We start from the raw sequence: 10532 nt of genomic DNA, 5'->3' as shown, positions 1-10532 counted from the left end.
CATGTTGGCGTTCGTATAGTCGTAGGCGTTGTAGCTGCCGATCCCGTCCAGCGCCTTCTTGGAGATGATGCTGCCGTCCGAGCACATGGAGGAGTGCCCGATGGCGACGTTGGGCGAGCCGTAGAGCGACCCGAAGGTGCCCTGCAGGCCGGCGCAGGAGGCGCCCCAGCCGCGCCTGTAGCAGAGTGCGAAGCGATGCGACTCGCCCTTGTCGCGCAGCGTGTTCAAACGCTCGGCGACCGTGTCGAGCGCCTCCTCCCACGAGATCGGCACGAAGCCGGGATCCCCGTCGCGCCCCTTGTTCGGGTTGGTGCGCTTCATCGGCCCTTTGAAGCGGTCGGGGTCGTAGAGGATGTAGGTCCCGAGCGGGCCCTTGGGGCAGAGCTTGCCGTTGGAGATGGGGTGCTCGGCACTGCCGTAGATGGCATGGACGCGCCCGTCGGTGGTGTAGACATCGATGCCGCAGCGCGCCGGACATTGATGGCAGATGTTCTTGGTGATCTTGGTCTCGCCGGGCGTGGTGGCCGCTTGGGCCTCGGCCTCGCGCAGCGTGGTCAGGGCGCCTCCGCCGAGTCCGACCGCGCCAAAGGCGCCGGCCGTTCCGCTGGCCTGCAGGAAGCGGCGGCGCGAGAGTCCCGTATTCAGGATGTCCATCGGTGGTCTCCTCCGGTGTTGTTGTTGGGTGGGTTTTTGGGCCGCCAGCCTCCTGCCTCCTGCCTCCAGCTATCAGCTGCCGGTCTACTGCGCGTCGGGTTGGAGGCTGGCGGCAGGAGGCTGGCAGCTGAAGGCCAAAAAGGCGCTGCGGGCGAAATCTCGATCCCGTCGGCATGCCGGGCAGACGGGTTCGGGATTGCTGTGCTCCGCTCCGCACTCGGGACAGGTCCGTGTCGCATGTCGGGTGAGGTGCCGTGGTGTTCGATCGGTCGTCGTCTCACCCGGGCCATCGAGCGTCAGTGCCTGCTCGGGGCAGAGTCGGGTGCAGAGATCGCAGGCAATGCAGGCGGCGGCATCGAAGCGCAGACCCCGCGCCGCGTCATCGGCGTAGGCCGTGAGCGCGCCGGTGGGGCAGGCGCTGGCACAGACGCGGTGGTCGGCGCAGTCATGGCTTGCCGTCAGGCTCGGGAAGAGCCGTGCGGGCAGGGGTCGCTCGGCTGCCGTGAGGCGTTGCAGGGCGGCGAGCAGGCGTTGACGGCCGAGGCCCGCGGTTTGGGCCGGTGGCGTGGCGCGTGGCGCGCGCGCCGGTTGGCTTGTAGGAAGCGCTTGTCCGGTGAAGAGCGCGCGTCGGCTGACCCGAGACTCCAGCAGTGGCTCGCCCATGCCCTCGACCATGCGGGCGGCGGGTAGGGGCATCGCGATCAGGCGCGGCCCGTCGGTCGAGGGCACGCCGCAGTCCTCAAGCAGATGTCGGACCTCGTCGATGACGGGTGCGGCGGGGTGGGTGTCGGGGTACGCGCTTTGCCCGGCCGGACATCCGGCGCAGAAGCCGCGGTCGAGCAAGGCAACGGGGCGTCCGTCGGCCTCGGCCGACAGCTCGGCGAGCGCGGCGGTGGAGAGTCCCCCGAGACAGGGGATCCGCAGCGCTCCGCTCGGCGAGTCCGCCGCAGGGACTCGCCAGCAATCGATCGCGATCATCCCGCTCGTCGTCGGCGTGATTTCGAATCCGGGCACGGACAGGGCTTCGGTCGGACAAGCCACCGCGCAACGCCCGCAGTCCACGCAGCCGGAGGCCAATTCGGGCCCCTCCGATGTCGCGACCAGCGCGCCGGTTGGACAGGCGTCCATGCAGCGTCGGCAGGACAGCTCCGGGAACCGCGCCGGGATGCAGGCGTCTGCGTGAATGGCGAGGCGAGTGGTCGGACCGAGCGCTCGCGCAGGGTGGCGGTCGGGACGATGCACGTTGATTTTTGTCATACCGATTCAGTGGTGCTCGATGGGGTCGATGGCGGGCGATTCGGGTTTGGGTGAGCTTCGAATAGCATTCGACATACCAGAAGGAATAGCTGAGTTTTACAGGTCATTGATATCAAAAATAAAAAAAGAGGCGCCAGATCAGCGCCGACCTCGTCGGGACGGCGCTCGGTTACCAAAAGGTAACGCGACTCACCGCGTCCCTGCTGAAAACTGCGGTAAAACAGATTGGTGAGATGGTCGTAACGCGTATCTGCTTGTGTTACCGAAAGTAAACGCAGTGGCGAGCGCGATGGATGTCCGGGACGGGAAGCGCCGGAGCCGCGGCTGATTTGGTGTGTACGCGCCGTCTGCGCCATACTGACTGTGTCGAAGTTAGAGCGACTGATCGAGGGTCTGCACCATGTCGGCTGTGTTGGAACATCGCGTCGATCGATTGGAGGATGCGCTCGAAGCCTTCACCCGAAGTGTCGGTGTCGAGTTCAACAAGGCCTACAACGGCCAGGTTCGTTTGCAGCAGGAGATGCTCGCTTTCAAAGAGGAGATGCGCGTCTTCAAAGAGGAGATGGGTGCCTTCAAGGACGAGATGGGTGACTTCAAGGACGAGATGGGTGACTTCAAAGATGAAATGAGTGCCTTCAAGGATGAAATGAGTGCCTTCAAAGACGAGATGCTGGACTTCAAGAACGAGTCCCTGCGTTACCGGGAAGAGGCGGAGCGAGACCGCAAGTCGATGAACCGGCAATGGGGCGACCTTGCGAATCGTCTCGGGACCCTGGTAGAGGATATCGTTGCGCCGAACCTCCCGCGGGTTGCACGAGACCTTCTGGGCTGTCCGCAGCCCGATCTGTTCGGTATCCGTCTGCGCCGTCGGTTCAACGGCGATAGTCGGGAGTACGACGCGCTCCTCGTCTGTCCGGGGTTCGTCCTGATCAACCAGACGAAGAGTCGTCTGATCAGTGCACACGTCGATGAGTTGCTGCGGGTCTTGTCGGAGTTTCCGCAGGTCTTTCCGGAATACGCGGATCGTCGTTTGATCGGCGTACTGGCCAGTCTTTACCCGGACCAGAGCATCATCACCTATGCCACATCAAAGGGCGTGCTCGTGATGGGAATGGGCGAGGAAACCATGGATGTCCTCAACCCCTCGGCGCTGAGTGGCGGCGACTGATTCAACCGGGCCGTCTTCACGCCTTCCGAGGAACGCCCGATGTCGTCCCCGTGCTCACGTCGCACCTTTGTTTCCAGTCTGTTGGCGACCGGCTTCGGCCTCGCCGGCGGCCGATCGGATCCCGTGCGCGCATCAAGCCAGCCGCTGCGGTTCGGTTTGACGCCGGTCGTGCTCGATGATCGGATCGGCTTTCTGGCCGCATGGGCCGATTGGATCGAGCGTCAGCTCGGGCGGCCCGTGGTGTTCGTCCAGCGCTCGCGCTATCGCGAGATCCTGGATCTTTTGCTCCAAGGACGTCTCGATCTGGCCTGGATCTGCGGCTATCCCTTTGTCCGGAACCTATCCCGCCTGGATCTGATCGCGGTGCCGCGTTTTCGGGGCCGCCCGCTCTATCAGTCTTATTTCATTGTCGGAGCCGATTCCGAGATTCAGCGGTTGCATGACCTCGAGGGCCGACTCTTCGCCTGGGCCGATCCGGATTCCAATTCGGGGTATCTCTATCCGCGTTTTCGACTGACCAGCGACGGTCGGGATCCGGACCGTTTCTTCCGGCGAACCTTCTTCACCTGGGGACACCCGCGCAGCGTCGAGGCGGTAGCCGAAGGCTTGGCCGACGGCGCGGCCGTCGACAGCTATGTCTGGGAGACCCTGGCGCGCGGTCATCCCGAGTTGACGGCACAGACCCGTGTGCTGGAGCGCTCGCCTGATTTCGGTTTCCCGCCGATCGTGGCCGGTCCGGCGCTCTCCGAGCCCGATCGGCAGGCAATCCGGCGCGTGCTCTTGAGCCAAGTCCAGGAGGCAGGCGGCCGTGCGCTCCTGAACGAGCTCAATCTCGACAGCTTCAGCATCGAGACCCCCGATCTCTACGACGATATCGCGCGGATGGCCGGGCGTATAACGGGAGGGGAGGGCGCGTGATCCTCCCGCTGTCGAGCTATCGGCTGCGCCTGCCGCTGAGTCTTAGTATTGCAGCGGTGGTGACCGCATTCTCGATGGCCGCTGCGCTGGGTTTGCAGACGCTGACGAATCTGCGGGAGGACCAAGGCCGCAACGCCTTGACCCTCGGGTACGCGATGGCCGGTGTTCAGATCCAGGCATTGCGCAACGACGATGTCTGGTTGGCTTACTCGCTTCTGCGCGGTCCGGAGGGCGGTGGCGATGCGGTCTGGATCCTGCTCGACCAGACGGGCCGCATCTTCGCGAGCAACCGCCCGCGCCGTTTCCGCCTGGATCAACACATCGAGAGCGCCTTGCCATGGCTTCCGCAAGCACAACCGCAGGTGATCGACGAGACACCAGGGCGCGTGTCGGCGGTCGATCGCGACGAGGTCCGCCGCTTGCTGCGCCTGCCGCTCTACAGCGACGGCTCCCAGGTCGGCGAGCTGATTGCGCTGCTCTCGGACGCGCCGTATCTGCCCCGGTTTCGCGAGATTCTCCTCGGCGGCGTCCTGGTGACCGGCGCGATCCTGGCGATCCTCTTGCCGATCGGCTGGCTTTGGGGGCGACGCATGGTCGGGCCTCTGGTGCAGTTGGCCGAATGCATGGGACGCGTCGGGCGGGAGGATCCGCGCCGGATGCAGTGCCCCCTGCCCGACGGCGACAGCGAGATCGGCCGCCTCGGGCAGCAGTTCGCGGCGATGCTCTCGGCGCTCGCGCAGAAGGAATCCTTGGAGCGCCAGATGATCCAGGCCGAGCGCCTGGCCGCGGTCGGGCGCGTCGCCGCCGGGGTCGCCCACGAGGTCAATAACCCGCTCGGTGGGATGCTGATGGCGATCGATACCTATCGGCGTGCCCATCCGGTCGACGCGCAGACCGAGCGCCTCATGGACCTGTTGGAGCGCGCGTTGCGCCAGATCCAAGCCTCGGTGTCCGCGCTGCTGGTCGAGGCGCGGGCGGATCTTCGCACCCTGACACGAGACGATCTGGAGGACGTCAAGACCCTGGCCCAGCCGAACATCCTCAAGGCACAGGTCTCGCTGACTTGGGAGAACGCGTGCGGCTCCGCAATCCACATCCCGGCGGCCCCGGTACGACAGCTCTTGTTGAATCTGGTGTTGAATGCCGTGCAGGCCGCGCAAGGCGGTGGGCATGTCGAGGTTCGCATCCGCACGCAGGACAACCAGCTCATGATGCGGATCGAGAACAGCGGTCGCGCCATCCCGCCCGAACAGCTCATGCATCTGTTCGAGCCCTACCCGGCGAGCCGACCGCACACGCAGGGTCTCGGGCTTTGGGTCTGCTACCAGATCGTCTCTCAGCTCGGCGGCACCATTCGGGCCGAAACGCAGGGCGAGATCACCCGGTTTTTGGTTGCTCTGCCGCTGGCGCAGGAGTCCCCGGCATGATCCGCGTCTGTTTGATCGAAGATGATCCGATCATGGGCGAGGCCCTGGTGCAGCGCCTCGAGCTGGAGGGCTTCGCCGTGGTCTGGCATCGCACCGGTTGCGACGGGATGCGCGCATTGGCGGCGGGTGTTGCCGACCTCGCCGTCATCGATGTCAATCTGCCGGATCTCTCCGGAGCGGACCTTTTCGCGCGGCTGCTCGACGAGCGGGTGCGCATCCCGCCCAGCCTCTTCATCACCGGTTACGGGAGCATCGAGGATGCCGTGCGCCTTCTCAAACTCGGTGCCGCGGACTATCTCACCAAGCCGCTCGATCCGACAGCCTTGATCGAGAAGCTCCGGGCGCTCGCCGGGATGGGCGGCGCCGGAACCGACACGCCGGGCGACGCACCGCTGGGGATCTCCGCGTCGATGCGACACCTCGCCGGCGAGCTTGCGCGGATGGCACACCATGCCCAAACCCCGCTCCTGATCGGCGGAGAATCCGGCGTCGGCAAAGAGGTAGTCGCACGCTACCTGCACCGACTCCAATGTCCCGACGCGCCATTTGTCGCCGTCAACTGCGCGGCCCTGCCCGAGACCCTGATCGAGGCCGAGCTCTTCGGTCACGAGAAGGGTGCCTTCACGGGTGCCGACCGCCGCCGCGCCGGTGTCTTCGAGCAGGCGGGCAGCGGCATCCTCTTCCTCGACGAGATCGGCGACATGCCGCTCGCACTTCAGTCGCGGCTCCTGCGCGTGGTTCAGGGTCGGCAGTTGACGCGCATCGGGGGCAGCGAGCCGGTCGAGGTTCCGGCGCGTCTGGTCTGCGCGACACATCAGGACCTAGCGGCACTGGTCCGGGAGGGGCGCTTTCGCGAGGATCTCTATTATCGCGTCCGAGTCCTCGAGATCTGGATCCCGCCCTTGCGCGAGCGTCCGGAAGACATCCTCTGGCTCGCCGAGCGGTTCGTTGCCGATTACGGGCGGCGTGTGCCGCGGGAGCGGCGGGTCCTCACATCCGAGGACCGCGAGCGCCTCCTGCAGCACAGCTGGCCGGGGAACGTGCGCGAGCTGCAGCACACGCTCGAACGTGCCTGCATCCTGGGGCGAGGTGAACGGCTCGCTCTGGACGGCGAGCAGGATGTGCCGGCGCAGACGGGTCTGAAGGCACAGGCGCAAGCGAGCGAGCGCGCGGCGATCGAGGCCGCGCTGGCCGAGCATGACTTCAGCATGACCGCAACCGCCGCCCGACTCGGCATCAGCCGCAAGACACTCTGGCAGAAGATGAAGCGCTACGGGGTTACGCGGCTGCGGTGAAGACGCGTCCCGACACGATCGATGGGTTGGAACGACCCCTGCCTAAACGAACAACCAAACAATGAGTGCCGACAGCAGCAGATCAGGGAGGAACACCGCCGGGCCATCGGCTGCACGGGGTCCGCGGTGCGCACGCTGCTCACCCGGGCACCTGCGATATCGAGATCCATCCAGCCAGGCGTTTCAGTCTCCTTTATCGAACAAGGGCGCGAAGAGCGGTCGCAACAGGCGCACTCCGCTCACGCTCAAATGATTGTCGTCGTAGTAGAGCACCTGCCCATCGCGATAGAAGAGACACCGGCCGTCCGGGCATAGGATTCGATGCGGATGGAGACGGATCAGCGGCGTCTGCACACCGAGGCCGTCCAGGGCGCCATTGACCCACCGATCGTCCGCCGCGAGCTGCGCGAACGGCTGACCGACCCGTCCCGGATCCTGCCCCTCCAACACGGCTTCGGCCAACACTGTCGGCACATCCACGCCGGGCTCGGGCACCGGATAGACGAGCACCACCCGCTTGCCGGCCGTGGCCAAGGCGTCAATCGCGGCGTCCATCGCGTCGATGAGTCCCGAGTCGGGATCATCGAAAGGATAAATCCGATAGCGGCCCGACAACATCACCGTGTGAATGCTCGGCGTCGCAATGATTCGCTCCAGCGCGAGCTGCTGAAAGTGCTCGCAATCCTCGCGCCACGACAAGGGCTCGCCTTGCCAGCCGAGGGCCGGCGGGCAGATCGGCATCGCCAGGCTGAGCACGGAGGTTCCGCGTTCGAGCGCCAGCTCGCCGAGCAGGGTCGCGTAGGTTGCGGCGTGACTGTCGCCGAAGAGCGCGATGACCGGCGGCGCCTCCGGATCGCCGTAGCGGCAGCCGGGCGTATCGGCGCGCACGCTCTCGCACTCGGGTTGTCGCGGGTCGCGGTCATCCGCAGCGGCGAAGATGGTCGCGAGCTCCGGAGGATAGCGGCCGAGCCAGCCGGCCGTGCGCTCGCCGTGCACGCCGATGCCGACGAGGATCACGGTCGCGAGGGCCGCCGCGCCGAAGAGCAGGGGCCGCGGCAGTACGCCGGAGCGGCCCCGGAAAGGGCGCTCGATGAACCGCCACGAGAGGATCGCCAGGATCAGGCTCGCCGACACCAGCAGCAGCGACACCCCGAGCGGGAGGTCCGGACCCATCAGGTGGCGCGCGAAGACGAAGATCGGCCAGTGCCAGAGGTAGAGCGAGTAGGAGATTAGGCCGATCAGGACGATCGGCCGCCAGGACAGGCCCCGTCCGATCAGGGACGGCCGCCGTTGGCCCGCGACGATCAGCAGCGCCGCGCCGAGACAGGGCGACAGGGCGGCGAGCCCGGGGAAGACGGTGTCCTGCGAGTAGGCATGGACGGGCCAGGCGATCAGCACCAGGCCCAAGATCGAGATCAGGTCGGAGAAGATCCTCCCGCGCGGCAGACGCAGCGGGGCCAAGGCCACGATGGCACCGATGAGCAGCTCCCAGGCGCGAAGATGCGGCAGAAAGAAGGCGGCCGACGAGGCAGGGTCGAGCCGAAGTGCGATCACGGAGGCCGCGAAGGAGAGCGCGGCGATCCCGCCGACGAGCACGATTCGAGTCATCCGGCCGCGGTTCCAGACCAGCCAGAGCAGAACCGGGTACAAGATGTAGAAGATCTCCTCGACGGAGAGCGACCAGGTGTGCAACAGGGGCTTGAGCTCGGCCTCCTGATCGAAATAGCCGCTTTCACGATGGAAGAAGATGCTCGAGACGAACAGGGTCGCGGCGATCAGCGATCGGGCGAAACCGCGTGCCTCGGCGGGAAAGAGGACCAGTGCGGCCGCCAGTGCACTGGCCAGCAAAACCGCGAACAAGGCCGGCAGGATGCGCCGCACGCGCCGCTCGTAGAAGCGCGCGAGCGAGAAGTGACCCGTCTGCAGCTCGCGCGCGATGATCGAGGTGATCAGGTACCCGGAGATGACGAAGAAGACGTCGACGCCGACGAAGCCGCCCCCGAAGCCCGGGATGTCGGCATGGAAGAGCACCACGGGCACGATGGCTAGGGCACGCAAACCGTCGATGTCGGCGCGATAGGGGTGAGATTCGATCATCCGGACTTCAACCTCCGGCGCCGCCGATGTTGTCTGGCGTCCCCGACCGGTTTGAATCTCGTCTCGATCGCTTCGACGGGGTTCTCCTCCAATCGAGGGTCAGCACAACCGGTATGGAATTTTTCGGAAATCGCCTTCTTCCCGGAGATCACCTCAACCGCGGTTGAGCCGCGACGGTCATCAGGGAATCAGCGCTGCCCACGTTCCTGCTCGCGCTCCTGCGCGCAGCCCGCACAAAAGACCACGGCCGGATCCGAGTCGAGTCGCTCGGTGTCCAGCGGGTCGCGACACAGACAGCAGAGGCCGAAGGTCCCCGCGTCGATCCGCGCCAATGCGGCCTCGACTTGGAGCCGCCGGATGCCGTAGCGTTCTTGGGTGTTTTTCGCCATCGCCTGTTGCTGCATGGCGTCCATCCGCGAGAGGCGGCCGACGCGCGTTTGGTCCAGCTCGACGGCGCCTCCTGCGTCGTTGGATTCGGCGATGTCGATGATCAAAGCATCCAGCTCGGCTTGGAGTCGTTCCCCGTAGGTGCGCGGATCGGATGTCATCGGTCGGCCTCGTTCAGCGTAGCAGCAGGGTCGGGATGCGTGCCGAGCGCAGCAGGTCGGAGGTCTTGCTGCCGAACACCAAGCTGCGCAACGGCGAGTGGCTGTAGGCGCCCATGATCAGCATGTCGATCGCCTGCTCCTGGATACTGCGGGCGATGATGCTCTCGGCGTCGCCCGGAATCAGCGCGGCCTCGACCTTGAGCCCGCCGGCTTCCAACGTCGTCTTCGCCCACTCGAGCTGGCGCGGGCCGTCCTTGCGAGCCTCGCCGGACATCAGCAGATGGATCGGCAACCCTCGGAAGAGGGGGCCGGCCGCGACCATCTCGACACCGCGCCGGGTCATGCTGCCGCCGTCGTAGGCGATCATGACGCGACTTGGCTCCTGGAATCCCTGGGTAACGGCGAGAATCGGCTTCTTCAGTGCGCGCACCATGCGCTCGACGTTGCGGCCGAGATCACGCTGCGTTGTCTCGGCCGATTCACCGCGTCGGCCGAGCACGAACACGCGCACGCTCGGCTGCTGCTCGACCAGGACCTCCTCCAGATCGCCGTAGCGCTGGCGTACATCCGGCGCCGTCACGCCGAGGGCGATCGCGCGCTCGCGTAGCCGATTGAGGAACAGCCGGCCCTCCTCGCGTGTCGCCTTGCTGCGTGCCTCGTCCTGCTCGGAGAGCTTGGTCAGCAGGTGTTGCTGCGCATTGAAGCCGATCGCCCCGCTACGGTCGCTGCCCGAAGCGGTTTCGGTGTGACGGGTGATGATGTGCATCAGCTCCAGCGGCGCGCCGGTGCGGCGCGCGGCCCAGGCGGCGGCATCCGTGACATGGTCGGCGAAATGCGAGCGATCGACGCAGGCCAGGATCTTGTCTTCGTCTTCTTGCATGCTGAGCTCCCCTGTTCAAACCGCATTCGGGACGACGTGAATCGCACGCGCGCGGGGTTCGGATTCCAAAGAACCCGCCGCCCGCGTCGCCGACGCGGTGCAGGTGCTTCTTTAGTGTTTTGGATCTAAATCGCGTCAACTCCGGCGTTCAAGGCTCTGGCCGAGGCCGATCCAATCCAATCCAAAAACGATGCCTATCGCTCCGGACGCGATTTAGTGGCCCATCAGTTGCTCGACAGCATCGGGCTTGTCATGCACGGCGAAGCGGTCCACCAGGGTCGCGCTGGC

The 10532-nt window shown here is 65.8% G+C and carries 9 protein-coding genes; 4 read left to right on the top strand and 5 right to left on the bottom strand.

The window, feature by feature from the left end; genetic code table 11:
- Positions 1-654: molybdopterin-dependent oxidoreductase (locus tag GPT33_RS12790; RefSeq protein WP_296809522.1), on the bottom strand; the 654-nt coding region annotated here is incomplete at its 3' end.
- An 84-nt stretch (positions 655-738) separates the two neighbouring features.
- Positions 739-1911, bottom strand: a complete 1173-nt coding sequence (locus GPT33_RS12785; RefSeq protein ID WP_296809520.1) for a 4Fe-4S dicluster domain-containing protein — start codon at positions 1909-1911, stop codon at positions 739-741.
- Between the two features lie 400 nt (positions 1912-2311).
- Between GPT33_RS12785 and GPT33_RS12780 the strand changes: the two genes are divergently transcribed.
- Genes GPT33_RS12780 through GPT33_RS12765 form a run of 4 tightly spaced genes read left to right on the top strand, consistent with a single transcriptional unit; the run spans position 2312 to position 6719 of the window.
- Complete coding sequence (locus tag GPT33_RS12780) at positions 2312-3079, top strand: hypothetical protein (RefSeq protein WP_296809519.1); 768 nt, start codon at positions 2312-2314, stop codon at positions 3077-3079.
- A 39-nt stretch (positions 3080-3118) separates the two neighbouring features.
- Positions 3119-3997, top strand: a complete 879-nt coding sequence (locus tag GPT33_RS12775; protein ID WP_296809517.1) for a PhnD/SsuA/transferrin family substrate-binding protein — start codon at positions 3119-3121, stop codon at positions 3995-3997.
- Positions 3994-5424: a HAMP domain-containing sensor histidine kinase gene (locus GPT33_RS12770; protein ID WP_296809516.1), complete on the top strand. Its 1431-nt coding sequence runs from the start codon at positions 3994-3996 to the stop codon at positions 5422-5424. Before GPT33_RS12775 ends, GPT33_RS12770 begins: the two co-directional genes overlap by 4 nt.
- Positions 5421-6719 (top strand): sigma-54 dependent transcriptional regulator, encoded by a 1299-nt coding sequence (locus GPT33_RS12765; protein ID WP_296809515.1) that lies wholly within the window; start codon positions 5421-5423, stop codon positions 6717-6719. Before GPT33_RS12770 ends, GPT33_RS12765 begins: the two co-directional genes overlap by 4 nt.
- A 183-nt stretch (positions 6720-6902) precedes the next feature.
- On the opposite strand, the gene GPT33_RS12760 is transcribed toward GPT33_RS12765, so the two are convergent.
- The 3 genes from GPT33_RS12760 to GPT33_RS12750 all read right to left on the bottom strand — a co-directional run bounded on the left by GPT33_RS12760 (position 6903) and on the right by GPT33_RS12750 (position 10244).
- Entirely contained in the window at positions 6903-8816 is a 1914-nt protein-coding gene (locus tag GPT33_RS12760; RefSeq protein ID WP_296809514.1) for an acyltransferase family protein, read from the bottom strand.
- A gap of 188 nt (positions 8817-9004) precedes the next feature.
- On the bottom strand, positions 9005-9364 hold the full coding sequence (locus GPT33_RS12755; RefSeq protein WP_296809511.1) for a molecular chaperone DnaK: 360 nt from the start codon (positions 9362-9364) through the stop codon (positions 9005-9007).
- Between the two features lie 13 nt (positions 9365-9377).
- Positions 9378-10244 carry a universal stress protein gene (locus GPT33_RS12750; protein WP_296809509.1) on the bottom strand — a complete coding sequence of 289 codons (867 nt, stop codon included), beginning with the start codon at positions 10242-10244 and terminating at the stop codon, positions 9378-9380.
- Positions 10245-10532: the final 288 nt, after the last annotated feature.

The sequence above is a fragment of the Thiocapsa sp. genome, assembly GCF_011390875.1.
GTDB lineage: Bacteria > Pseudomonadota > Gammaproteobacteria > Chromatiales > Chromatiaceae > Thiocapsa.
This window is presented reverse-complemented; position numbering and strand designations above follow the sequence as displayed.

Bases quoted from the DNA above. Each gene is read 5' to 3' on its own strand.
- GPT33_RS12760 (WP_296809514.1), bottom strand. From the start codon at position 8,816: ATGATCGAATCTCACCCCTATCGCGCCGACATCGACGGTTTGCGTGCC.
- GPT33_RS12780 (WP_296809519.1), top strand. From the start codon at position 2,312: ATGTCGGCTGTGTTGGAACATCGCGTCGATCGATTGGAGGATGCGCTC.
- GPT33_RS12750 (WP_296809509.1), bottom strand. From the start codon at position 10,244: ATGCAAGAAGACGAAGACAAGATCCTGGCCTGCGTCGATCGCTCGCAT.
- GPT33_RS12755 (WP_296809511.1), bottom strand. From the start codon at position 9,364: ATGACATCCGATCCGCGCACCTACGGGGAACGACTCCAAGCCGAGCTG.
- GPT33_RS12765 (WP_296809515.1), top strand. From the start codon at position 5,421: ATGATCCGCGTCTGTTTGATCGAAGATGATCCGATCATGGGCGAGGCC.
- GPT33_RS12785 (WP_296809520.1), bottom strand. From the start codon at position 1,911: ATGACAAAAATCAACGTGCATCGTCCCGACCGCCACCCTGCGCGAGCG.
- GPT33_RS12775 (WP_296809517.1), top strand. From the start codon at position 3,119: ATGTCGTCCCCGTGCTCACGTCGCACCTTTGTTTCCAGTCTGTTGGCG.